The following is a 26,059-nucleotide window of genomic DNA, read 5'->3' on the forward strand; positions in this document are numbered from 1 at the left end:
CCTCTTCGTTACTATTTTATTTTAAATTTGAAGCTTTCCAAGCTTCAAATTGTTTAAAGAACTCCGTTACTTTATTGATATCTTTCAAAGAGGCAAGTTTTGCTAACAAAACTTCCTTCACTTGCTCAGCATCTGCACCCTTGTTTTGAACAAGCAAGATACTTTTACGTGATTGTTCTGACTTAAACAATTCATCAGGTAACTGTATCATTCCTTGTAAATAGACGTTTTTTGTCAACCAATTTTTAAAGAATTCACTTTGCTCAGTCTCTAAAATATTGGTTGGGATTAAGAATAAGCCGAACCCTGCTGGTTTCACGTATTTCATGGCTTGTTCCATTAATAAATGATGCGCATAGCTATGGCCTTCCTCCGCAGCAGCAGCAAATCCCTTTGCTCGCTCATCATTTGGATAATAGCCAATCGGCAAGTCACTTAATGCTAAATCAACTGGATCCAATAACAAATCTTGCAATCCGTCTTGATGGAACAACTGAATATTGGCTTGTGACCAAGCATTGTTCACAGAAGATACTGCCAAAAGTGTTTCATCGATATCCACACCATAACCAGAAACTTTGTAACCAGCTTTTTCAAGGTTCAGCAGAACCGTTAACAGTAAATTTCCCATTCCTGAAGCAGGATCTAAAATTTTTAATGGCTCTGATTTATTTGTTAATTGTTCTACTAAATAAACAAACAAAAAGCCAATACCGTCTGGCGTCAATTGATGATTTGCTTGAAGCTGCTCTTTTCTCGTTCCTTTTAGCAAAAGTAATTGGGACAAGCGTCGCACATCTTCAGGAGCTAAATCAATTTTTTTAATCGTATGATACAGCGTTTCTAATTGTTTCACTGTCTCTGGATTAGGTACTCCGTCAAGTACTCGTACTTGAAAATCATCTAAAATATTTTCACCATTTTCAATATACGCATCTAAAAAAGAAGTATCCAATGACTGTTGCAATAACTGGATTGCTTGTTCCATTGGCTCGAAAGCCTCTTCAATTTTTTCTGGGAACAAATTAGCACCTCTATTCTATTCAAAATGTAACAACTTCCATACCTGTTTTATTTTAACGAAAAAAGAAAGAATAATCAATGCCTTTACTGTCTTTCTTCTAAAATCTAATAATTTGTAGAAAAACAACGCTATTCCAGTATTGTTTCCGCTTTTTTTTGATGAGAAACTCTCTCTTGATATTGGTATTTTCGACCAGATTTGTTTAATAAAACAGTTATTCTTAATTGTTCATTTTTGTATGTATAATCGAGGGTCACTTGCGCGTATACGAGCCTTTCTTCTGTTTTTAACTTTCGTCTATTTTGTTTAACATCTGCAAGAAATAAATGAAAGATACTTTTCCCTGCATAGTATTCCTGGGTAGCTTGCGTAAATTTTTGTGTTAACTGACGTTCTTCTAGTAACTGAAGGGCGAGAAAACTCATCAAATAAACAATGGCCATGGCCGTGAACAATAAGTTTCCTGAATATTTTTGCCTCATTAAAATTCTCCCTTTATCGGAAAAAAACTATCAAATGTTTTTCCAGAAGTAAAAGTAACTTCCAAAGTAAACGATTGTCCTTCATTTTTAAACTGTCCATTTTTGATACCAATTAACAGCGGTTGATAGCCTTTACCATTGACTCGCTTAATAATTTTATCTTCTTTGATTTGAATTGAAATAGTCTTGTTTGTTTCTGAGTCGAGGAAAGAAATCTCTTGAGCAGAGCCTGTTTGGAAAACGAGCTTTTGACATTCTTTTTCTAATTGAATTAAAAAAATATGCCAGGATTTCGAATCATTGTTTTTCAAATATTGATTTCCGATAAAACTTTGTTGAATCATCAACTGAAACAATTGACACATACAACTTAAAACGACTAGTGCTACTAAACACTCTAACATCGTAAAACCCGCATATTTTTTATTGACCAATCAAAATCGCTCCTCTTGAATCTGTGACTTTTAGTATCCTTCTTCCATCGTTCTCCATCAAAGAAAATCGGTAAGTTTCTCCTTGATATATCCGCTCTTTGAAACGTAAATCACCCGTCTGCTCTAAAAATAAAATTGCTTCGTATCCTAGACGAGTGCGCGTTAATTCTTGCTCCCGTTGATAATTTTGCTGAATTAATTGTGTAATAGTCAGGGAGAATATCCCTGCTATCACACATACAATACTAAAACTAACGAGACTCTCTAATAAAATAAAACCGCTATAAATAGTTAATTTTCTTCGTATATTTGCCACTCCCCATCTGAAATTGTAAAATAAGTTGCTGTTTCTTTTCAGTCCAAGTAAAAATATATTTCACTAAACGGCCATTGTTCCCTGACGAATGAAGAAAACTGAGCTTGCTTGGACCACTCACTGTCATTTTTTCAGGTACAGCTAGTAAAGTCCTCCGAGCTGATTGGTTCAATTTATCAGGAAATGAAAAGCTTTGTTGTTCTTCAAAAAACCAAACTTCTTGTGTTTCCTCTAAAACAATTGCTTGCTGTTGCGCAAAACGAAGTTGTTTTTCTACCGTAGCAAGAAACTGTTCAATTTTTAACGTTTCTTGCCAGCGGTGAATAGCGAGTGTCGGGAGCATAGTCATAAAGCAAACAATCGTTAAACTAACAAGTGTTTCCATTAATGTGAATCCTGCTGACTTGTTCATTGCTTTTCTGCTGTATATTTATCTAACTGCTCTTTAGTAATGTAGCCTTCGTTGACTAATTCATTTAAGGAAGGCGTCTTATTTTTTTCTAGTGTGTAGAGCTCGATTTGTGATTCTACAATTTTTACGATTGCTTCATTGCCTTTTTTATCAACTGTTTCTTTATGTTTCGCTAAGTTAGGGACAAAAAGTAAAATCAATACGGAAATAATCAATAAGACAATCAACATTTCTAATAATGTAAACCCTGCGTATTTTTGTTTCTTTTTCATTATAAAACTCCTTCCATATTGCCATAAATAGGCAGCAACATTGCCCCATAAACACCGATAATTAAACAAGCAATTATGATAAAAATAAGTGGTTGAACGAGAGTAATGACTCGTTCAATTTTTTTGAAAAAACCTTGGAAACAGACATTACTATAAACCATCAACTCCTTGCCTAATTTTCCTTTTACTTCCCCTTGTTGAATCATTAAACCCAATGCTTTCGTAAAAAAAGGATAAGCAGCTAATTGTCTATGTAAGGTTTCACCAACTAGCAGTCCTTCACTAATTGCTCCAGCTAATTCTTTCATTAAGGGGTAATTGGTTGTATGGCGCATCAAATCGATGACCTCTTTCATTTCTAATCCTTGCGCAAGCAACTTCCCCCATTCTAGTGCAAAAAAAGCACTGACGTATTCCCGATAAAGGCCACGGATAATTGGCAGTTTCAGATATACGAAGGCCCGCTGAATAGCAGACTGATGCTTCAAATAACGGTTTAAAATGAAGAAACTAAATGAGAGGACAAAAACTAAGGTAACCAGAATGTATGGACTGTAAACAATCAGAAGAATCCCAATATTTTTAGAATAACTATTGGCATCATTTTCCATTAATTGGGGCAATAAAAATTGCCGAATACCAACAATGACGAGAATCAAAAAAACAATCAGGAGCAGCGGATAACTAATTATTTTATAGAACTGTTGCCGATATTTTTCCGTTTGAAAAAAATGTTCGGAAATCGCTTGTAGTGTCCCTACCAAATCCCCGTGTGCAGTAGCAAACGACAATTGTGCCGAGACCATTGTTGAAAATCCTAATTCTTCAACTAAAGCTTGTAAGGCAATGCCTGAGGAAAAGCCTTCAACTAAAAAAGTTATACTGTGCTGAGGTAAGGCGTTTGATTTTTTCATGAAGGAAAAACTTTCTTGTATATTAAAACCATTTGCAAGCAAATCCGCTAATAGTTTCAGAAAAAGCTGCTGTTGTTTTTTCGTTAATTTATTCGATGGCTTGAAAATACGTTTTTTCTGTAATAAACCCATACGCCCACGCCTTTCTTAGATTCTTTTGCCAACTACTCTTTATAACGGCTTCCTTAAAGAAGAAATAATCATAAAGAATTCCCGCTACTTGTTCCTTATTAATCGTGGTTGTCAAAATCTGTTGATAAATGATACCTTGCAAGCATTCAGCCAATTCATGCTCTGGGCCACCTAATTCTATCAAACGCCGTTGCACCCCCAATAAGTTACGGGCGTGAATTGTCGCAAAAATAGTATGACCCGTTAAGGCGGCTCGAATAACTGCTTGAGCCGTCTCGCCATCACGAATTTCACCAATAATCAAAATATCAGGATGATGGCGCAAGCAAACTTTTATCAAGGCTTCATAAGTTAACTGAATTTTTTCATTTGTTTGCAACTGTAAAAACTGTTTTTCCTCAATTTCAACAGGATCCTCAATCGCTATCACTTGTTGTTCGCCACTTCTTTGTTTAGCCACACGATACATGGTTGTTGTTTTCCCAGAACCAACTGGCCCACTGAATAAATAAAGTCCTCGTTTCTGACAAGATGCTTCAATTTCATTCAGCTGGTGGGGAAAGAAAAAATGTTCAGCTTGTTCACCAAATCGGTGCAAAAAACGAATTACCAAGCTCTCTCGATTCTGAAAATCTCCCACAGATGATAAACGCAAGCGTTGCTTCGTCTCGCCAATTAGATAAGTTGTCGCGCCTAATTGTGCTTTTCGTCTTTCTCCGACATCCATGCCGCCTATAAATTTAAAGTGGAAAATTAACTTTTCGCCTATTTCTGCGGAAACTTGTGTGTAAGGTGTCCGTTGCATCCCTGTCCGAAAAGAGATAGCTATTTCGGTATCATTGGGTAAAAAATAAACGTCTTGTGCCCCATGAAGGACGCCCCATTCAATTAATTGATGGGCCAATTTTTTTACATTTTCAGTCATTCATTTCCTCCTCTCACTAATAAACTACGCATTTATTTTATGATTTCAGCAAAAAAAAGAACCTCCACCAATAAGATGAAGGTTCTTTTTTTGAAGTTTGCGCTGTCCATCTATCTTCCCCAAAATAGTGGAACTCCTAGACACTTAGTATTATACTAAAAAAATCTTGCGTTTAGTTTTCAAAAATTTCTCTGAATCACAAAATTTTTGAGAAAAACTATGATAATCCGATTGGATCGTTTACGTTTTTGGCTTCATTTTTTGTTTATTAACTAAATAAACTGGAATTCCTAGAAGCGTAATCCCTATACCAATCAATGCTAGAATAGGCTGTGTAATACTCGTTGTAACCAAGATGAAGATACCACCTAGACTTGCGATAATTGGAATAATTGGATAGCCAGGAACTTTATACGGTCGTTTTAATTCAGGTTCTCGTTTTCTTAAAATAAAAACAGCTAAGAAAATTAATAGATTAAACAGCCACATAACAAAAACTAACATATCCGTTAATAAATCGAAGGTTCCGAAAAACATCATGATAATGGCTACAGCTAACTGGAAAATTCCAGCAACGTAAGGAACAACAAAGCGTTTAGACAACTTTTGAAACTGACGACTAAAAGGCATCAGATTATCTAAGGCTAAGGCATAAGGAATCCGAATCCCTGTCATTGTGTAGCCGTTTAACGCACCATATACAGAGATTAAAATCCCAATAGTTACGATTTTGCCGCCAATTGGTCCAAAAATAGCCACAGAAGCATCCGAAGCTGCATTCAAATTCCCAGCGATTTGCTCAATTGGTAATGTTTTTAGAAATACAAAATTAATTAAAGCATAAATTAAAGTAATCAATAACAAACCAAAAATAATGGCTTTAGGCAAGTCTCTTTCTGGTCGCTTCATTTCACCAGCCACGTTACCCACACCTAGCCAGCCATCATAAGCAAACATGGTGGCGACTAAGGCGCCACTAAAAGCAACTAAAAAGCCAGTATTCGCTGTTGTTTCAACAGGAAAAAGTGAAACAGCTACCTGTCCGGGAGTAAATAATCCTACTAAAGAAATCAAGGCAATTGGAATCAGTTTTACCACCAATGTCGTTGATTGGACCAAAGAAGCAATTTTTGTTCCTAATAAATTAATTATCGTGATACTGGTTCCCGCAAGAATGGCAATTGGAATCAATAAATTTGCCGATAAATGAAACAAATTGATTAGTTGTGTACTAAAAATAATGGATAACGCCGAAATGTTGGCAGGATAATAAATGATACTTTGTGCCCACCCTAAAAGAAAACCAGCTAATTTACCATATGTATATTCAATATACTTCACTGCGCCACCTGTTTCAGGGATTGCTGTAGCAAGTTCGGCACTGGTTAATCCTGCACAAATGGTTAAGGCACCACCTAACACCCAAGCAAAGATAGCTAAACTAGCTGACTGTGCGTGTCCAACGACACTCGCAGCTTTAAAGAAAACACCAGCGCCAATCACCGTACCCATTACCGTGGATAACGCACCAAACGTTGTTATCTCTCTTTTTAATTGCTTTTTCTCCATAGACTCCCTCATTTCATTTAAACTAAACAAGCGTAACAAAATTTCCACTTTTTTGAAAAGATAACGAAAATAATAGCTGTTTTCATGAAAAATTCTGTAACGATCTCTTTTCAGTATAGCTATTTCTTTTAGAATTTCAAGTTTGAAAACCACAAAAAGAAAATTTGTCATAAAAGTTTTAGAGCATTCATCTTTTGTTTATAAACAAGAATTGAGAAATTTACGATTTTTCATTAAATAAATAAAAAATCGGATCAAAAAGAAACCTTTTTGATCCGATTTTAACTACATTATTGGTTTTTGACTTTTTCTTTTTTCATTTGTTTGCTGCGTAATTGTCCACAAGCCGCATCAATATCTGTTCCGTGCTCTTTACGAATAACACAATTGATGCCATTCTTTTTGAGTACATCATAAAATTTTAATACCGCTTCTTTAGAGCTTCGGCTATATTGATCGTGTTCACTCACTGGGTTATACGGAATCAGATTAACATAAGAAAGTTTTTTCTTATTCCGTAGTAAATCTGCTAATTGTTGAGCATGTTCTGGTCGGTCGTTCACTTGACTCAACATAATATATTCAAATGTAACACGTCGGTTGGTTTTTTCAATGTATTCATCAATTGCTGCCATTAATTTTTCAATTGGAAAACTACGATTAATCCGCATAATTGATGTACGGACTTCGTTGTTAGGAGCATGTAATGAGATTGCTAAGTTTACTTGTAGTCCACTGTCTGCAAATTCACGAATTTTTGGCACTAAACCACTTGTTGAAACTGTAATATGGCGGGCACCAATAGCCAAGCCTTTATCATCATTAATCGTTCGTAAAAAGTTCATGACATTGGCGTAATTATCAAATGGTTCACCAATTCCCATCACAACGACATGGCTAACACGTTCATCCAACCCACGTTCATCGAAATAATGTTGCACCCACATAATTTGGGCAACAATCTCGCCAGCAGTTAAATCTCTTTGTTTTTTTAATAGCCCACTAGCACAAAATGTACACCCAATATTGCAGCCAACTTGAGTGGTCACACAAACAGATAATCCATATTCTTGACGCATCAAGACTGTTTCAATCATATTTTTATCTGGTAATTCAAATAAATATTTCACGGTACCATCTTGCGCTTCTTGCACAATGACTTGTTTTAATGGATTTAATGAAAAATTTTCTTCTAATAAAGTCATCAACGATTTAGAAATGTTCGACATTTCACTAAATGAAGCAACACGTTTTGTATACAACCATTCCCACACTTGTGTTGCGCGAAATTTCTTCTCGCCATGAGCTAAAAACCAGTCCACAAGCTGTTCTCTCGTCAGTCCATAAATGGATTCTTTCTGCATTTCTTTTCCTCATTTCTGCTATTACATTCGCTTCATAACTATAACGTATTCTCACTTTGAATGCAATATCACGAAGAACATCAAAAAAAATCGTTAAGCGTGCATGCTTAACGATTTTTTATAATTAATCTTTCACTAAGTGATAAACTTTTTTGAAGTAGAACGTTCTAGCAATTAAATAGTAAACGACCTGAATCAATAAGAAAACGCCTAAAACTTGCCAGCCAGCTAATTGCATTGGCTGATCTAACACGGCATACATTGCTTTCAAAGCAACAGCTCCATGAATAAATGAAACAACAATCGGTGTAAAGAATAAAATACCTACTTGTTGGTAAATCATTTTCTTCAATTCTTTTTTCGTCAAGCCAAGTTTGTAAATCATCTTGAATTTTTCAACGTCCGTATTCATATCACTATATAAACGGAAGTATAAGAAACTACCCGCCGAAACAAAGAACACGATACCGATAAATAGTCCGACAAAAAGAACTGGCGTATAAAATTGCGTAATGCCTGCAACTGTAGCCGCGGTTCCTAGTAACATTGGGTATTTTTCACCAATAATATTTTCAGCATCAATTAAGGTTTCTTTATCTGTGCCTTCTTTTGGTTGCCAAATTGTTTCTGTTTCCTCTTTGATTCCATCTGTTGAGGTACTATCTGGGATAACAACCACACCGCCAAAAGTCGGTAATACATTGGTTTCTTCTGTTTTATCAATGTTTAAAACTTGATCATTTGCCAATTGAACAGATTTGACATCTACTGATGCAGCAGAAGGAGCATCTTTTTGTGATAAATTAACTACTTTCTCACCTGTTAAAGTTGGTTCATCTATAAATTTTGCGAGTTTATTATATTCAGATGTTTTGATTAATTGGATACCGGCACTTGTTTTGTACATTGTGTAATCAATCTGATCAAACTGAATATTTTTTTCTTGGAATGTTTTTGTCGCAAATTGTTTCATTTCTTGATTTTCTGGGTTGGTCGAATCAGACAATGTCAGTTCGTACGGTACAGAACTTATTCCTTTAAAAATCATCTCATTCACGCCGTATAACGTTCCAATGGCAGCAAAAGCAACCGTTGATATCACCGAAACCAAGAAGAACGAACGTGCATTATCTTTCATGCGGAATGCTAAATCTGATAAAACGACCATATTGGTTTTTTTCCAAAAGATTTTTGGTTTCCGTTTTAAACGTTCAATGACAGAAACACTCAATTGGTCAAATAAGAATTTTGTCCCTAAAATAACTAAGAAAATTACTGGGAACATCACCATTAAAACTAACTGTCCCTTAGCAACTAAAGCAATTCCGTAACCGACAACTAAAAGCAACACGGCTAAGAAAGATTTAACTTTAGAGCTTTTGATTTCACCTTTACCCATTTCCCCTGCTTTTAATAGCTCTTGAAGTGTCGCTTTTGGTAAGCGGAATTGAATAAAGAAAGAAATTACTAAGAACAAGACCGCAAATGAAATGACAGTAATGATAAACGGCATCACTGGCAAATAAAAACCTAAACCTAGATGCATCAATAAATTGCTAATCCATAAAATAAACTGTGAAAATCCAACACCTAAAATGCTACCAAAAATTGTAGCAAAGAAACCAATCACTAAGTTTTCAATAAAAATCATTTTCTTTAACTGTTTTGGACTCATCCCTTGAATCATCAAGGTTCCAAACTCTTTTTTCCGAGATTGGATAAAGACATCCATCGAGTATAAAACGAATAAGAAAGAGAAACCATAGATTATAATAGCCGCAGCCGTCATTCCCATTTGTGCTTTAGGATTTAAACCATTAGCTAAGGCTGGGTGAAAGACAAAACCAGTGAACGTAAAAAAGATCATCACAGAAAACATTGTACTTAGGAAATAAGCCAAGTATAAATGCTTATTTCGAATCGTGTTTCTTATAACAAACTGATTAAAATTCATTATCGACACCTTCAATCTCAGCCAGTTTCACCATGATTAAATCGTAGAACTCTTTTTGATTGCCATTTTGGACAATTTCATCAATTAATTCACCATCTTTAATAAAGACAATGCGCTTGCAATAACTTGCGGCTAGCGGATCATGGGTCACCATTAAAATAGTCGCCGCTTCTTCTTCGTTTAATTGTTGTAACAAGCCCATCACATCCTTAGATGATTTCGTATCTAAGTTTCCTGTTGGTTCATCAGCCAATAATAATTGCGGATGATGAATCATTGCCCGCGCAACGGCGACACGCTGTGCTTGTCCACCAGAAATTTCTGCAATTCGTTTTTTCAACAGATGATTGATACCTAAACGCTCACTTAATTCTGCTAATTGTCGTTTCATTACAGAGACTTTTTCTCCATCAAGCGTCAATGGCAAAATAATATTTTCTTCAACAGTTAATGTTGGCATTAAATTAAAGCTTTGAAAAACAAATCCTAATTCTGTGCGACGGAATTTAGCAATTTGTTCTTGATTCAAATTGTTTGGATTTTTTCCATTTAAAAGTATTTCACCGTCTGTTGGACTATCGATTGTTGCCAATAAATTTAAAAGTGTACTTTTCCCACTTCCAGAAGGTCCCATAATACCAATAAATTCACCATCTTGGACAGTTAAATTAATCCCTTTTAAAGCTTCATATTTAATTTCGTTTCCGTAAACTTTTTTCAAATTTTGTACTTCTAACATATTTTCCACTCCTATTCTTCTCACTCATTTAGTGTATCGAAAACGAAAAAAAACGACAATAGAAAAGAATAACAATGAACTTACATTACTGTAAGTGCACTGTTATTCTTTTAAAAGTTATGCTTCATATTCAATCACATAAGGATGAATCTTCGTATTATAAATAGCTTCTGAATATTCTACGCAACGACCTGTTGGGCTTAACGAACGCCGAATTCTTTTTAAGCCCGTTGTTTCAGTTGTTTGCAACATCTTTTGCTCTGCTTCTGTCAAAGTTGCAACTTCAAAACGGTCTTCAAATTTATAAATTTCAATGGCATGTCGATCCATCAAACGATACAAGGATTCTTCTTTGTATTCAGTCAATGATACGTCTTTCATGGCAGCTGGCAAATAGTAATTAAAATAAATATAGGGTTGTTCATCGATTAGATATAACCGTGAAAGGTGAACCACTTCTTCTCCTAAAAATTGATAAGCAGGCATCTCTTTTGACAACGTCAAGTTTTCAACTTGTAAAACTTTTTTAGTTACTTTCTGACCTGATTCATTCAAAAATTCAGTGAATGTCCCTGCTTTTGATAGTTTATTATAGGGACGATTGCTTAACACAGTTGTGCCTCGGCCACTTTTTTTCTCAACAAATTCTTCCGTTGCTAACATTTCGATTGCCCGCCGAATCGTAATTTTACTAACGTTAAACAGCTCTTCCAATTCTGTTTCTGTTGGTAAAAACGTTCCTACTGGATACTTGCCACTCAAAATATCTTCTTTAATCTGATCTGCTACTTCTAAATAAAGCACGCTCTTTCTTCTCATGATACGCTCCCTCCCAACCGCACTATTCCTTTCTATTTTACCAGAAAATGATGATTATAACATGATGCTTTGCTGAAATTATAAAAAAAGAACAAAAATAGATAAATTTATCTATTTTTGTTCTTTTTGTTTATTGTTCTGGTGTTTCAGGTGCTGCCTCTTCTGATTCCGCTTGTAGAAAGACTTTTCTTGGTTTGCTACCTTCTGATGGTCCAATAACTCCGTGTGCTTCCAATTCATCTACTAAGCGAGCCGCACGATTATAGCCAATTCTAAAACGTCTTTGTAGCAATGAAATACTAGCTGTTTGCATTTCAACCACCAAGTTTTTCGCTTCTTCAAACAACTCATCTTGAGGAGCTTCGCCACCGCCTGAAGTGGTCGGTTCATCTGTTGGCATCATGCTTTCTTGATATTCAGCTTCTTGTTGGTCCGTTACAAACGCAACCACTCGTTCGACTTCTTGATCAGAGATAAAGGCCCCTTGGATACGAATTGGTTTATTTTCTCCCATTGGTAAGAAGAGCATATCGCCTCGACCTAATAGTTTCTCCGCCCCGTTGGTATCAATAATGGTACGCGAGTCTGTCCCACTTGAGACTGCAAAAGCCATTCGAGAAGGGACATTTGCTTTGATGATTCCTGTAATGACATCCACACTTGGCCGTTGTGTCGCTAAAATCATATGAATACCTGCTGCCCGTGCCATTTGGGCTAAACGGATAATCGCATCTTCTACTTCGTTACTTGCCACCATCATTAAATCAGCTAACTCATCAACAATGACAACAATAAATGGTAGAATTGGACGATTTTCGCCATCTTCCGCATTTTTCTGTTGAATTAGTTGATTGTAACCAGTGATATTTCGGACGCCTGTTGCTGCAAATTTTTCATAACGAAATTCCATTTCTTGAACTACTTTTTGCAGGGCTTGGGCCGCTTTTCTCGGATTAGTAACCACTGGCGTTAATAAATGAGGAATCCCGTTATACACATTCAATTCTACCATTTTCGGGTCAATCATCATTAATTTTACTTCATGGGGTTTCGCTTGCATCAAAATACCTGTGATGATGCCATTGATAGCAACCGATTTCCCACTCCCTGTCGATCCCGCAATTAATAAATGCGGCATTTTTGATAGATCCGCAGTTTGAACCATCCCTGAAATATCTCGACCTAAAGGTACTTCTAATAGTTTATCTGGATGACTTGGTTGTGCCTCAACAATATCTCTAAAGGATACTGTACTAATTGCACTATTAGGAACTTCAATCCCGATTAGTGATTTCCCAGGAATCGGAGCCTCCATACGAACGTCTTTGGCCGCAAGCGCTAAAGCAATGTCATCCGTCAAGTTAACAATTTTGCTAACTTTTACCCCAACAGCGGGTTGAACTTCAAATTTTGTGACAGATGGTCCTAAACTAGCTTTGACTACTTTAGCATCAACACCAAAACTCTTGAAGGTTTGTTCTAAGACGCCAATATTTTTTTCGATTTTTTCATATTCACCACTTTGATCCGTTGCTTGAATTGTATCTAACAAATCAGTTGGTGGTAGTTGATAATCACGATCTTCCGCTTCTTCAGAAATTTCAAATTCGAGAACACCAGCTTCATCTGCCGCCTCTTCTTCCTGCTCTCGTTGCGGTTTTGTTGCTGCAATTGGTGGTACAGGCATCGCCTGATTTTGCTGTTGAAACGAATCAATTTGAACAGGCGTTGGTGCGGCCGGTTCTTCCACCATTGGTTGGTGGGTTTCAACAGGTGTTTTTGTTAAGCGCTCGGCTGCCGCTTGTTCCATGCGTTCCCGCTCTTGTAATTTTTGTTGGGCAGCGGCTTCAATTTTTGCTTGGCGTTCTGCAGCCTTAGCTTCTTTCTTCGCTGCTCGCTTCGCCTCTTTTTCTTCTTGTCGCGCCTGTGATTTTGCCGAAACATGACTTAGGCGATCTTGAATACTTTGGAAATGATCAACAATTTGCTGAAAATCCCACATACTCATCAAGAAAATACCCGCTAACAGTAGCAAGGTGGCAATTAAATAGCTCCCAAATTGTGCCACCAAAAAGTACGTTCCTTGATAAAGCAGCGCGCCAATCATACCGCCCCCTACGTTTTGCGTCACTTGGTTAGCTTTTAAATCGCTTTGCAAAAATTCCCAAGTGTTACCTAAAATATCTGGTTGACTGCCACTAACATTTCGAAACATAAAGGCATGGAAAAATAACAAAACACTAATATAAATCAGAACAGCCCCAAAAATAGGGCGCCCTCTTTTTAACGGAAAATCTTTTCCATAAATCATGACTAATAAGCCATACAGGATTAGTAAAATCGCTGCAAATGGAAAGGTATTACCTACAACTAAGCGTAAACAATTCGCTAATAACGTGCCTAAAAACCCTAAGCGAAAGAGTCCAAAGACACCGAATAAAATAAAAATCAGGCCAAGAAACATATAATTTAAACGTTCTTGTTGTTGCTGTTGTTTTTTGGTCTTTTTCTTTGTCGTACTTTTTTTCTTATTTGTTGCTCTTTTTTGTGCCATTTAACTTCCCTCTTTCCATCACTTCTCATTATACATAAAAATGGAATCGAACAAAAGTGCCCACCTCATTTTACTTGAAAAATCATGGAAATTTTTTTAAAACTTTCATTTAAGAAAAATGGAACAATGGTCTCTTGACCACTGTTCCATTTTTCTTATTTTGCTGATTCTTAATGGTATAAGTCGAAACGACCTTTAGCCATCATTTCTTTGGTACCACCTGTTTCAAAGAGCGCTTTGTTCATGATAATTTTTTTCATGAATGAAGCTGGGTATCCTTTAATGTCTGTTTTACCAACAATTCCTAAAGCACGTGTATTTCCGACAGAACAAACAGAACCTTGTGATTTAAAGCTGAAAGGTTTAGTTGCTTCCCCTTTCAATTGTGCTTGAATATTTTTAGCAGCATGAGCGCCCATCTTCAAGGCGATTTGTGCTGTTGTTGGGTAAGGTCGATTGGTTTCTGTATCCATCACTGCTGAGCAGTCACCAATAATATAGACGTTGCTATGGTTCGCATCTGTTAAATCTGGTTGAACCATGACACGACCACGACGAGCTTCAAAGCCAGAATCGCCTACAACGTGGCTTCCACTAACACCCGTTGTCCAAATAATTGTTTTAGCAGAAAGTTCTGCCAAGTCGCCTGCTTCGTTATCTTGATAAACAACTGCGCCTGGTTTGATTTCTTTAATCGGTTTACCTAATAATAAATGAATAGCTGAATCTTTTAATAATTGCACACCATAGTTCGCAAGTTTTTCGTTAAACATCGGCAATAGGCGAGTAACTGCTTCGACACAATAAATTTGGATTTGATCTGCTGAGACACCTGCGATTTCAGCAAATTTTGGTTTGTTTTCAACAAGAGAACCTAATAATTCAATCCCTGTAAAGCCTGCTCCACAGACAACAATTTTTAAGAATTCTTCGTTTTGAGTTGCTTTGTATTGACGCATTTGTTCTTGGATATGTTCATACACGTTTAAAGCCGTTTTCACATCTACCATTTGTAGAGCATGTTCTTGCACACCAGGGATACCAAATGATTCTGATTCAAACCCAAGAGAAACAACTAAGTAATCATAATTGATTGTTTGGCCATCTTCTAAAGCAACTGTTTGTGTTGCAGCATCAATTGTTTTAACTGTTCCTTGGATAAAGGTGGTCATTTTTTCATCGACAACATCCATAATATTGTATGTGATTTTTTCAGCTGGTTGTGTTCCAGCAGCAACTTCATGCAAATCCGTTGCTTCGTAGTGATAGTTGTTACGATCCACTAAAGTAATTTCGACGTCTTTGGCGCCTTTTTGTAATTCGCGTAATGTTTTTAAGCCTGCGTAACCAGCACCTAAAATAACAACATGTTTCTTATTCATTTTGATTCCCTTCCACTCTATAAAAAATTTACAGCCACCACAAACCTATGGCAAAAAATAGCACTTGTGCAGTTGCTCCCACAGCTAAGATCTTCACAGCACAAACAAATGTTTTACTCTTCACTTGTTCCTTCAGTAAGGCTTGGGTTTGTTTCCGTACAAAAGGTAAAGTTAAAAGCATGAGTAACATTGTTGGCGGCGTCAATCCTAAACCGACAGCTAACAAAATGGCTAACATTGCTATTGTATTTAATCCGACGAATAATTTCAAAGAACTTGCTTTGCCAAGGTAATGAACTAATGTATATCTCTTGTTATTTTCATCTTCCTCTAAGTCACAGATATTATTTGCTAACATTAAGTTAGCAATGTAACAAGTGTTAGGTAAGGCGACTAAGAAAATCCCCCATAAATTAGCTGCTGACCAATTGAAAACTTCAAACGTATTAATGTAGACACAAATAAGGGTAATCATGAACCCCATTGTAAATCCTGAGAAAACTTCCCCTAATGGTAGACTGGATAAAGGTTTCGGTCCTGATGAATAAAAAATACCAATTAAGTAACAATAAAGACCCATAATTAATAACGGCCAGCCGACAATAAATGACAACCCAATCCCCATTAAAGCAGAAACGAGAATCATCCAAAAAATCATTTTGCGTATTAATGGCAAAGATAAATTTTCTCGACCGATAATATTCGTTTTTTCCTTATAATCATGAACTTCTGTGGCATGATGGTAATCATTATAATTATCTAAAATATCGACCGCCATATTAAAAATAAACATCGCAATGAAAAAAATTAAAACATAACCAACATGGAGCCGCCCATATTGGTACCAACTAAAACAAATTCCTAACAAAAATGGCAAAACACTCGCTGTTTTTGCTTTTAATTCTACTAATTCAAAAAATATTTCTCGATTCAAACTATCCCTCCGCTACTTTTTTACAAACTTTGTTACTTTTAAAACTTAATTACTGTATTTCTGTCGCCAATTCGTATACAATCAAATAGTATTGAACCACTGAAAGGATCGTAGTATATTTATGAACACATTTTGGAAGTCGTTTCCTGACGTTGAACGTTCTTTAACGGAAACATGTGAATTAATTGAACAAACGTTGCATACACGCAACGAAGACATTGAAGAAGCCTTAGTAACTTTGGCTCGTTCTGGCGGCAAATTATTACGCCCCGCTTTTTTCTTTCTTTTTGCTCAACTGGGTGATGAAGAAAAACAAGAGAAACAACAACTATTAAAAATAGCTGCATCTTTGGAAATCCTACATATGGCTACGTTGATTCACGATGACATTATTGACGATTCTCCATTGCGCCGAGGCGCTGTGACTATTCAATCACAATATGGTAAAGACGTGGCTGTTTACACAGGTGATTTACTATTCACTGAATTCTTTACTTTGATTGCAGATGCCATGAATGGCTCTGAATTTATGAAAATCAATGCACAAGGAATGAAACGGTTATTACTTGGTGAACTCGATCAAATGAGTCATCGATTTGACCGTCGCATGTCGATTCCTGCTTATTTAAGAAGTGTCAACGGCAAAACAGCCGAACTTTTTTCACTAAGCTGTCTTGAAGGGGCCTATTTCGGTCATAGTTCAAAAGAAGTCCAACGTTTAGCTAAACGAATTGGCCGTCATATTGGCATTGCTTTTCAAGTCTATGACGATATTTTAGATTATACTGCCGACACGGAAACCTTGAAAAAGCCCGCTTTAGAAGACTTGTCACAAGGTGTTTATACGTTACCCCTTCTCTTCGCTTATCAAGCAGCACCTGACGTATTCAGCCCTTATTTGGATAAAGGACGCGCCATTACCTTAGAAGAGGCAGCTGAAGTTGCGGCGCTAGTCAACGACTATCATGGCGTTACAGAAGCACAAGCTTTTGCTAAAAAAGTAACCAACAAAGCAATCACTGATATTCAACAATTGCCTGGTGGCACAGCAAAAGAAACCTTACTTTCCTTAACTGAGCTCTTATTACATCGTTCATTTTAAACGTTTTATGGAAGAATTGCCATTAATTGAAATAGAAAAACGACTGATTGTTTGCTTTAATCAACAACCAGTCGTTTTTTTATTCCTCGAAAGAACTAATGCCACGATCAATTCGGTAAAGTTTTTGATAATGCGCATTGGTTGCAAGTAATTCTTCTGGCGTACCACTCATCTCTAATTGGCCATCTTCAATAAAGATCACTTGATCCATCAAAGTTACGCCTTGCAAATGGTGGGTAATCCAGATGACGGTTTTATCTTTTAATGCCTCAAAAAAGGTTTCCAGCAATTGCTGTTCTGTAATTGGATCTAAACCAGTAGTTGGTTCGTCTAATAACACAATCGGTGTATCTTGCAAAAGAATCCGCGCTAGTGCCAAGCGATGTCGTTCGCCACCAGAAAAACGCAAACCTGCTTCATCCACCATTGTTTGTAAACCTTCTGGTAATTGGGCAACCATTTCTTTTAAGCCCACTTTTTCTAAAACCGCCCAAACTTCTGCTTCGCTTGCTTCTTCTCTACCAATCCGAATATTATTTAAAATGGTTGTTCGAAATAGGTACGGTGCTTGGTGCATAACCCCAATATATTCAGTCATCGTCTCACCAAATGCCTCAGTTGGGATATTTCCTAAAAGGATTTCTCCCGAAGTAGGCCGTAAATCACCACGAATGAGCGAAGCCAACGTACTCTTTCCGGAACCACTGCGCCCTAAAATCGCTAATTTTTGTTTTTCAGGAATTGTTAACGATAAGTCATTTAATACCTTTTTCTCTTGATTTTCATATGCAAAAGACAAATGTTCTATCGATAAACTGGTGCCATTTGGCTGAACAGGCGCTTCTGTTGAGTCATCTTCCCCTTCAGGAAGCTCATTAAAACGACGAATGGAATCCTTATAAATCGTTGTTTCCTGTGCAGCAGCAGGTAGCGGAGCAAAAGCATCAATTAACGGAAAAACGGTTAAAACAAAGGCACCAATCCAATTGGCTGCGCCCCCATGATTACCTGGAAACCGCACACTAGTCCAAGCTAAGACAGCAATCGCAATCACACCAAAAAGAAGTTGTAAAACAAAGTCTCGGCCACGGTTAAATTGCTTCATTTTTTCATCTAATGCACGAACGTTTGCTTCATCTGTTTCATAACGAGCAACGAATTCAGAGCCTCGTTGACTAAATACCCAATCAGACACACCTAGAATATTGTCGGTTAGTGTTTGATATAACTCATTTTTGGCATATTTATGTTTTTCTTGACGCGCACCATTCACTAGAACTGAAACAAGTGGCAATAGAAAAACAACCACTCCTAACATCAGTAACATGCATAAAGCAAACCACCAAGAAAAGAAACCTAATGCAATCACTAAAAAGATATACAAAATCCAAGCAATAACGGTTGGGAAAATCGTTCGTAAATACAAGTTTTGGATATGATTAATATCCTCCGAAAGCAAACCTAAGATATCCCCAGTGCGATATTTTATCTTAAAGAAAATCGCATCTTTTTCTAGCACATTATAAAGTTTCAAGCGCAGATCAGAGGTCATTTTTAACACCCAGTTATGACTCGTTAGACGCTCCACATAACGAAAAACAGGACGGCCAATCCCAAATGCTCTTGTTAAAACAATGGGAATATAAATTAATAAAATATTCTCTGGTAAGGAAGCCGCACGACTGATTAAGTAACCAGACGTAAACATTAATGCCCCTGCACTAAAGAACGTCAAGAAGCCTAAAAGTAAGGCAAAATACAAGGTTTTTTTATAGCGTTTTAAGAAAGGACGAACCCATTGATCGTTTTTCCAAACGTCTTTCGTTGTCGGCTGTTTTTCCATCATTGGCGTCCTCCTCTCATTTGCTTCATTAATTGAACATAGTAGCCATCTTTTTCAATCAACTCTGCTAGCGTTCCTTGTTCCACTAATTGACCTTTTTCCATCACTAAAATGTAATCCATTTCTTCCATCCAATGCAGACGATGTGTCGCAAAGAAGACGAGATGATTGTTCATTAATGGCAACATGCGCTCTTTCATTTCAACTTCTGTTTCAATATCCAAATGCGCTGTCGGCTCATCAAACAGCAAGACGTGGCGTTTTTGATCGACAAAGGCGCGGGCCAACGCTACTCGTTGCGCTTGTCCCCCACTTAACATTCGACCACTTTCCCCAATCAAGGTATGAATTCCTTCGGGAAGATCTTTAACCAGCTCGTCTAAGCCAACTAACTGAATCGCTTGCTGAATCGCCTCATCTGTTGCTTCAGGTGTATAAAAGCGAATATTGTTTGCCAAAGTATCTTGAAAAATATATGGTGCTTGCGGAATATAAAGGATTTGTTTTTGCCAGTCTTTTTGTAAAAAATGTGGAATCGTTTGGCCATTTATCGCCAATTGACTCGTTTCTTCTGTTGGCAATAAAAAGCCACTTAATAAATTAATTAACGTTGACTTACCAGAACCACTCGCCCCGATAATTCCAATCTTTTTGCGACCATCAACAGAGAATTGCAACGATTGAATCGCTTCTTGCGTTGCATCTTCATAGGAAAAATTTAACGCTGTGACTGACAACTGACTTTCTTGATGCCAATCATCTAACGTGAGCACATCGGTCTGTTCTGCTTCTGGCAATGCTAATACCGCTTGGATCGCTTGAAAAGAGTTTTTTCCATCTAAGGTTGCGTGATAATCACTTGAAAAATCACGAATCGGTAAAAAGAACTCAGGTGCTAAAATTAAAGTAACCAAGGCAGGAAATAATAAAATCGTGCCGTTTAATAAACTTAATCCAAGGAAAACTGCCACAACAGCTACCGATAATGTCGTAAAAAAGTCTAACGCAAAGGTTGATAAAATAGCAATTTTCAATGTACTCATGGTCGCTTTTCTGAATCGTTCACTTGTATGGTAAATACTCCCAGCATATTTTTTGCTCAACCCAAACAGTTTCAGCGTGTCAATTCCTCGCAAGGAATCAATAAAATGATTGGAAAGCATTTGAAACGCCGCATATTGCTTGTCCGCTTTACTTTGTGCTGCATAACCTAACACAATCATAAAAATAATAATAATCGGAAAAACAATCAGCAATGTTATGCCTGAACGAATATCTTGTGTAAAAACAAAGGCCAAAATAATCCAAGGAATAATCATCATATTCATCATTTTTGTCAAAATCAATTGTAAATAATTTTCGGTTTGACTGATGCCTTCTAAAGCCATAGTAACCATATTTCCAGTTCCATTTTTTTGAACAACATTTGGCCCCAAACGGAAAATTTTAGTTAATAATTGTTCGCGTAATTCTTTTGAGCGTTCATAACTAAATGTATCGAGCATTCTCTCACGAAAATACGTAATAACATGTCGACCAAGATAAAAAATAAAAAAGAGTAAAATACTCTGTAGTTGTTGGTTAAGATGCCCGCCACTCCAAAGGCCGACAATGGCTTTTGAAAGAAAAAAAGCTTGCCCAATTATAAAGACTGCTTGCAGGAAAGAAAAACCTGCAAGCAAGACAAGAATTTTTTTGATTTTAGGCATCTGTAAGATGTCTTTATCAATCATAGATTTAATACCCCTCTGGTACGGCTGTCTGTGAAATACGTTTTCTGAAAATATAATAGGACCAAGCAGTATAAGCTAACACGAATGGTAAAATGCTTAAAGAAATCCACGTCATAATTTTTAGTGTATATGGTGTGCTTGTTGCATCTTTAATCAACAAATCAAAACCTTCACTACCAATCATAACACGTGGGAACAAGCCACTGAACAAGAGAGCAACTAGTACAACTAATGTTAAACCACTCGCTAGAAAAGCTAACATCTCTTTGCGTTTAAACACCCCAACATTGGCAATGACCGTTAAGACCACAATTGCTAACGTTAAAATTAAAGTGACCGCAAAGTTCTTTTCATAAAAGTCCGTTTTGAAGTACATCAACACTGCAAAAACAACTAAACCGACATATAAAACGCCGTATAAGATTTCTGCATAATTTCGAGCACGTTCGCGAATTGGGCCTTCTGTTTTTAAAGCAATATAGTTCATGCCGTGTAAGTAGCAAAGTAATGTTAAGGCTACTCCACCAACAATTGAAAACAGATTAAAATAATCCGTAAATTGCGCATGCATATTGCCGTTTGCATCTAAAGGCATTCCTTGGACTAAGCTGATAAACAAAATACCAAAGAAGAACGGTACAAGGAAACTACCAATTGATAGCGTCCAGTTCCACATCCGACGACGTTTACCTTCCGGCATGTTGTGGCGGAATTCAAAGGAAACTCCGCGAATAATTAAGCCAAATAAAATCGTAAATAGAATTAAATAGTAGCCACTAAATAATGAAGCATACCAATATGGGAAAGAGGCAAACATTGCGCCGCCCGCTGTTAATAGCCAAACTTCATTTCCATCCCAAACAGGTCCAATTGTTGCAACGACTTGATCTTTTTCGTCGTCATTGTGTGCCAACGTTTGAACGGCCATTCCAACACCAAAGTCAAATCCTTCTAAGAAGAAGAAACCTGAGAACAAGACGCCGATAAGGACAAACCATAATAATTGTAGTGTACTCATTCGCCAAATACCCCCTTATCAAATGGATCCAACGCTGGTTCATTTTCTTTCGCTAATTTTTTCGCTTCATAGTCTGGTCCTTTACGTAATTCTAAAATGACCAAGTAAACCATGACACTACCTAAACCAGCAAATAATAAGAAATAAATGACATTTGACGTAATTAATGAAGCAACCGATACATTTGGTGAAACACTTTGTTCAATCGTAAATAATCCATAGACAGTCCACGGATAACGACCTAATTCAGTGACTAACCAACCTGTTGTATTGGCTAGGAATGGTGCGAATGTACATAAAGCAACAATCCACAGCATCCATTTCTTCTCGTACAGAGATGGTTTTTTCTTCCTTGTAAAGAATAGTCCTAAGGCAGCAACCAATAACATTAAGGCACCAAAACCAGCCATGATACGGAAGCTCCAGAATAAAGTGTTAACTGGTGGATAATAATTTTTATCATCCCCATATTTTTCTACCAAACGCTTGTTGACTGTATCCATTCCATCAACCGAACCTGATAATTTGTTATACGATAAAATACTTAGCATATATGGAATATCGATACCAAAAACTTGTTTATGTTCTCGTTCATCTGCCCAAGCAATCAATGTCCAAGCAGCAGGATCATCAGAGTCTTCATAGGCCCCCTCCATCGCCGCAAATTTCATTGGTTGTCCTTCAATTAGAGCTTTCATTTGCAAGTCGCCAGCTAATAAAACGCCGATTGAACCGAACAAAGTAACCCATAAGCCAATGCGCATAGATGCTTTGTGGAATGAAATATCCCGTTTTTTCAACAATTGGAAAGCAGCCATACCAGCTACTGCCATGCCGCCCAATGTAAAGGCGCCCATGATAACGTGTGAAAATTCATACCAAACTTTTGGATTGCTGATGACAGCTACAAAATCCACCATTTCAGCACGGCCATTATTGATGACATAACCTACTGGATGTTGCATAAAACTATTGGCAACTAAAATCCAGAAAGCAGACATCATTGAACCGAATACGACTAACCAGATAAAGGTTACGTGAACTTTTGGATTCATTTTATCCCAAGTAAAGATCCACAAACCTAAGAATGTTGACTCTAAGAAGAAAGCTAAGAGCGCTTCTACCGCCAACGGTGCCCCAAAAATATCTCCGACGAATCGAGAATAGTCAGACCAGTTCATCCCAAACTGAAATTCTTGAATAATCCCGGTTACAACCCCAACAGCGAAGCTTAATAGGAATATATTTCCCCAAAACTTGGCCATTTTACGATAACGTTCCTCTTTTTTCACAACGTACATTGTTTCCATAATTGCTACAACAAGTGCTAATCCTATTGAAAACGGTACGAAGAAAAAGTGGAAAACTGTTGTCATCGCAAATTGGATTCTCGCCAATGTTACAATATCAAACATATTATTTCCTCCCTGATTTGCCTCCACACAAAGAAACAAGCTTACCTGAATTGTTCATTTCCATTAGCGATGACTCCTTTTATCTACGAAACTAAAAGAAAATTCAAGTGAACTTTTCCAAAAAGTGTGAAAATGCATGTAATATAGAATAATTCCAATCTAAGTATACAACTTTCTGAGGCAGAAACCAAACAATACAGAAGCATTTCTCACAATTTTTTTAGGTGCTCCCAAGATTTCTTCCCTTTCTTCTATCAATAAAAAAAGCCCTTCCTAAAAAAAGGAAGAACTAATCTCAATCTATCAACATTTTGACTTATCACTTGATTAGTTTCCAAAAATTGAAGCAGCTCGTCTTTGATGATAAAAATTCTAATCTTGTGATGAAAATTACGGATTGCTTGAGGTGATAGTTTGTTTTTTAACAACATGACTATAAAACAGGGGAGAAAAAGCCAAATCAAAAAAGTTTGTTTTGGTACCATTCTAAACAACATGACTCTAAAACTATAACGTAAATCACAGTCTTTTGTAAGTCGTTTTGGTACCATTCCAAACAACATGACTCTAAAACTGGTCGCAGTTTCCGCTCGAACTGCTTTTCGTTTTGGTACCATTCTAAACAACATGACTCTAAAACAACGGTTGGCTTGTTGATGTAAAATTTAACGTTTTGGTACCATTCTAAACAACATGACTCTAAAACGAAACCTTTTTTTGCGTTTGATATTTCTGTGTTTTGGTACCATTCTAAACAACATGACTCTAAAACTCAATATATAATCGGATGGCGTATTCATGAGTTTTGGTACCATTCTAAACAACATGACTCTAAAACTAGAATCGATACGCACCATTTAACACACGGGTTTTGGTACCATTCTAAACAACATGACTCTAAAACTGGGAAATGCATCAGAAGCTGCAGTTGCACGTTTTGGTACCATTCTAAACAACATGACTCTAAAACGGAAACGCAGCCGACTGGGTTAAAAATAAAGTTTTGGTACCATTCTAAACAACATGACTCTAAAACAGTTAAATGGGATTATGATATTACTGAACAGTTTTGGTACCATTCTAAACAACATGACTCTAAAACATGTGTAGAGCCTTAATAGAAATAGAATGTGTTTTGGTACCATTCTAAACAACATGACTCTAAAACAACGGTTGGCTTGTTGATGTAAAATTTAACGTTTTGGTACCATTCTAAACAACATGACTCTAAAACGAAACCTTTTTTTGCGTTTGATATTTCTGTGTTTTGGTACCATTCTAAACAACATGACTCTAAAACATTGAATCTGGCCAGCTGGCGCTAATTGTTGTTTTGGTACCATTCTAAACAACATGACTCTAAAACTCAATATATAATCGGATGGCGTATTCATGAGTTTTGGTACCATTCTAAACAACATGACTCTAAAACGGAAACGCAGCCGACTGGGTTAAAAATAAAGTTTTGGTACCATTCTAAACAACATGACTCTAAAACAACATAAAAGTTAGAAGTCCAATATGCCAGGTTTTGGTACCATTCTAAACAACATGACTCTAAAACTTCATCATCAAAATATTCATCTACGAATTCGTTTTGGTACCATTCTAAACAACATGACTCTAAAACCTCGGAGAATTATTTTTTCTCCATGATTCCGTATTCGCATCACTTATCCATAGCTAGATTTCAGTTTAGAAGGTCTGATTTTTTTCTTCACGTTTATTATACCAAACTTTCTCCTTCTTGGCGGAAAAACCCACCATTTTTCAATGGTGGGTTTTCTTTATTTAGTAGCTGTAACAGCGAGCCAGATTTCACTATACTTAGCTTCTGCTGGTCCTTGATATTGCGTAAACGAAATTTCTGGTGCTGCAACGACTTGGTAACCAGATGAAGGCAACCATTCAGAGAATATCCTTGCCCAGGTTTCTTGTAAAGTTTGTGGGAAAGGACCTTCATTTGGAAAAACCGCCCATGTATGAGCAGGTACGCTTAGTTGCTCCAAATCTTCATAGGTATTTTCTTGCGAAGTGGCAAAGCCAATCATGTGTGTCATTTCTCCACCTTCTGTTGTTCGTCCCTCTTGAAAGTCAAAAGAAGCATTTACTACTTGATGAGGATATATGTCATCAAATGTATGCATTTCCGCTCGTTGTTGTGGTGTAATGCGCTGTGCTAATTCCATGATTGCTTGATTTTCCCCTTGATACTGCAAGGGAACCTTCTGACTAACTCCGACTATTTGAAACGCTGGTTTTTCAATCAATTTAACATCCATTGATTGTCCTCCTTTAATATCAATATAGAAAGAGAATTTAGGGAACGTTTTTTGGATTTGTGTTTTCATTACTTCAGAAGGGGCTTGTCCTGTCCAATCGCGAAAAGCTCTTGAGAATCCTTCAATACTTTGATAACCATATTTAAAAGCTACATCTGTCACTTTTTCACCAGCAAGTAATGCTAAATTTGCTTCCGCCAAACGTCTCTTTTTAATATACTCAGCCAGACTCATCCCCGCAATAAACGAAAAAGTTCGTTTAAAATGGTAAACAGAAATCCCTGTCTTTTTCGCCAATTCATCGAAGGATACTTCTTCCGTTAAATGTTCTTCAATATAATCCATTGCTTGATTTAAATTTGCGAGCATCCGTGTCCCTCTCTTTCTATTTGAAAGTTTACTAAAGACCAACAAGGATGACTTGATTATTTAGAGCCAAC

General features: G+C 36.9%; 22 protein-coding genes and 1 CRISPR repeat array. Of the genes, 1 reads left to right on the forward strand and 21 read right to left on the reverse strand.

The window, feature by feature from the left end; genetic code table 11:
* Positions 1-16: 16 nt before the first annotated feature.
* The 16 genes from IGK82_RS08375 to IGK82_RS08450 all read right to left on the reverse strand — a co-directional run bounded on the left by IGK82_RS08375 (position 17) and on the right by IGK82_RS08450 (position 16,226).
* Complete coding sequence (locus IGK82_RS08375; RefSeq protein WP_016622344.1) at positions 17-1,024, reverse strand: class I SAM-dependent methyltransferase; 1,008 nt, start codon at positions 1,022-1,024, stop codon at positions 17-19.
* Positions 1,025-1,152: 128 nt separating this feature from the next.
* Positions 1,153-1,506 carry a competence type IV pilus minor pilin ComGG gene (gene comGG, locus IGK82_RS08380; RefSeq protein WP_002357061.1) on the reverse strand — a complete coding sequence of 118 codons (354 nt, stop codon included), beginning with the start codon at positions 1,504-1,506 and terminating at the stop codon, positions 1,153-1,155.
* Complete coding sequence (comGF, locus tag IGK82_RS08385; RefSeq protein ID WP_002357060.1) at positions 1,506-1,940, reverse strand: competence type IV pilus minor pilin ComGF; 435 nt, start codon at positions 1,938-1,940, stop codon at positions 1,506-1,508. The genes comGG and comGF overlap by 1 nt, the downstream gene beginning before the upstream one ends.
* Positions 1,930-2,256 carry a type II secretion system protein gene (locus IGK82_RS08390; RefSeq protein WP_002393943.1) on the reverse strand — a complete coding sequence of 109 codons (327 nt, stop codon included), beginning with the start codon at positions 2,254-2,256 and terminating at the stop codon, positions 1,930-1,932. The genes comGF and IGK82_RS08390 overlap by 11 nt, the downstream gene beginning before the upstream one ends.
* Positions 2,222-2,668: a competence type IV pilus minor pilin ComGD gene (gene comGD, locus IGK82_RS08395; RefSeq protein ID WP_002379576.1), complete on the reverse strand. Its 447-nt coding sequence runs from the start codon at positions 2,666-2,668 to the stop codon at positions 2,222-2,224. Before comGD ends, IGK82_RS08390 begins: the two co-directional genes overlap by 35 nt.
* Positions 2,665-2,940, reverse strand: coding sequence for a competence type IV pilus major pilin ComGC (gene comGC, locus IGK82_RS08400; RefSeq protein WP_002356991.1), 276 nt, complete (start codon positions 2,938-2,940; stop codon positions 2,665-2,667). Before comGC ends, comGD begins: the two co-directional genes overlap by 4 nt.
* On the reverse strand, positions 2,940-3,986 hold the full coding sequence (comGB, locus tag IGK82_RS08405; RefSeq protein WP_002356990.1) for a competence type IV pilus assembly protein ComGB: 1,047 nt from the start codon (positions 3,984-3,986) through the stop codon (positions 2,940-2,942). The genes comGC and comGB overlap by 1 nt, the downstream gene beginning before the upstream one ends.
* Positions 3,943-4,911, reverse strand: a complete 969-nt coding sequence (gene comGA, locus IGK82_RS08410; protein WP_002374519.1) for a competence type IV pilus ATPase ComGA — start codon at positions 4,909-4,911, stop codon at positions 3,943-3,945. Before comGA ends, comGB begins: the two co-directional genes overlap by 44 nt.
* Before the next feature lie 240 nt (positions 4,912-5,151).
* Positions 5,152-6,480, reverse strand: coding sequence for an APC family permease (locus tag IGK82_RS08415; protein ID WP_002356988.1), 1,329 nt, complete (start codon positions 6,478-6,480; stop codon positions 5,152-5,154).
* 290 nt (positions 6,481-6,770) lie between these two features.
* Complete coding sequence (rlmN, locus tag IGK82_RS08420; RefSeq protein WP_002356987.1) at positions 6,771-7,844, reverse strand: 23S rRNA (adenine(2503)-C(2))-methyltransferase RlmN; 1,074 nt, start codon at positions 7,842-7,844, stop codon at positions 6,771-6,773.
* Positions 7,845-7,968: 124 nt separating this feature from the next.
* A complete protein-coding gene (locus IGK82_RS08425; protein ID WP_002404260.1) occupies positions 7,969-9,798 on the reverse strand; it encodes an ABC transporter permease in 1,830 nt (609 codons plus the stop codon).
* Entirely contained in the window at positions 9,788-10,537 is a 750-nt protein-coding gene (locus IGK82_RS08430; RefSeq protein WP_002381711.1) for an ABC transporter ATP-binding protein, read from the reverse strand. Before IGK82_RS08430 ends, IGK82_RS08425 begins: the two co-directional genes overlap by 11 nt.
* Positions 10,538-10,654: 117 nt before the next feature.
* Complete coding sequence (locus IGK82_RS08435; RefSeq protein ID WP_002364244.1) at positions 10,655-11,356, reverse strand: GntR family transcriptional regulator; 702 nt, start codon at positions 11,354-11,356, stop codon at positions 10,655-10,657.
* Positions 11,357-11,486: 130 nt separating this feature from the next.
* Positions 11,487-13,910 carry a DNA translocase FtsK gene (locus tag IGK82_RS08440; RefSeq protein ID WP_002369164.1) on the reverse strand — a complete coding sequence of 808 codons (2,424 nt, stop codon included), beginning with the start codon at positions 13,908-13,910 and terminating at the stop codon, positions 11,487-11,489.
* Positions 13,911-14,080: 170 nt separating this feature from the next.
* A complete protein-coding gene (locus tag IGK82_RS08445) occupies positions 14,081-15,292 on the reverse strand; it encodes an NAD(P)/FAD-dependent oxidoreductase (protein ID WP_002360017.1) in 1,212 nt (403 codons plus the stop codon).
* Between the two features lie 28 nt (positions 15,293-15,320).
* Positions 15,321-16,226 carry a prenyltransferase gene (locus IGK82_RS08450; protein ID WP_002360016.1) on the reverse strand — a complete coding sequence of 302 codons (906 nt, stop codon included), beginning with the start codon at positions 16,224-16,226 and terminating at the stop codon, positions 15,321-15,323.
* 121 nt (positions 16,227-16,347) lie between these two features.
* Here IGK82_RS08450 and IGK82_RS08455 point away from each other — a divergent pair, with 121 nt between their 5' ends.
* Entirely contained in the window at positions 16,348-17,328 is a 981-nt protein-coding gene (locus IGK82_RS08455) for a polyprenyl synthetase family protein (RefSeq protein ID WP_010709652.1), read from the forward strand.
* Between the two features lie 79 nt (positions 17,329-17,407).
* Here IGK82_RS08455 and cydC read toward each other — a convergent pair whose 3' ends face one another.
* The 5 genes from cydC to IGK82_RS08480 form a co-directional block, all read right to left on the reverse strand.
* A complete protein-coding gene (cydC, locus tag IGK82_RS08460) occupies positions 17,408-19,174 on the reverse strand; it encodes a thiol reductant ABC exporter subunit CydC (RefSeq protein WP_016622443.1) in 1,767 nt (588 codons plus the stop codon).
* Positions 19,171-20,904, reverse strand: coding sequence for a thiol reductant ABC exporter subunit CydD (gene cydD, locus IGK82_RS08465; RefSeq protein WP_002378477.1), 1,734 nt, complete (start codon positions 20,902-20,904; stop codon positions 19,171-19,173). Before cydD ends, cydC begins: the two co-directional genes overlap by 4 nt.
* Before the next feature lie 4 nt (positions 20,905-20,908).
* Entirely contained in the window at positions 20,909-21,922 is a 1,014-nt protein-coding gene (gene cydB, locus IGK82_RS08470; RefSeq protein ID WP_002356976.1) for a cytochrome d ubiquinol oxidase subunit II, read from the reverse strand.
* Complete coding sequence (locus IGK82_RS08475; protein ID WP_002356974.1) at positions 21,919-23,337, reverse strand: cytochrome ubiquinol oxidase subunit I; 1,419 nt, start codon at positions 23,335-23,337, stop codon at positions 21,919-21,921. Before IGK82_RS08475 ends, cydB begins: the two co-directional genes overlap by 4 nt.
* Positions 23,338-23,809: 472 nt before the next feature.
* Positions 23,810-24,967: direct repeats of the CRISPR family, unit length 36 nt; unit sequence GTTTTGGTACCATTCTAAACAACATGACTCTAAAAC.
* Positions 24,968-25,124: 157 nt separating this feature from the next.
* Entirely contained in the window at positions 25,125-25,988 is an 864-nt protein-coding gene (locus IGK82_RS08480) for an AraC family transcriptional regulator (RefSeq protein ID WP_010709655.1), read from the reverse strand.
* Positions 25,989-26,059: the final 71 nt, after the last annotated feature.

The sequence above is a fragment of the Enterococcus sp. AZ197 genome (genome assembly GCF_050556405.1).
GTDB lineage: Bacteria > Bacillota > Bacilli > Lactobacillales > Enterococcaceae > Enterococcus > Enterococcus faecalis.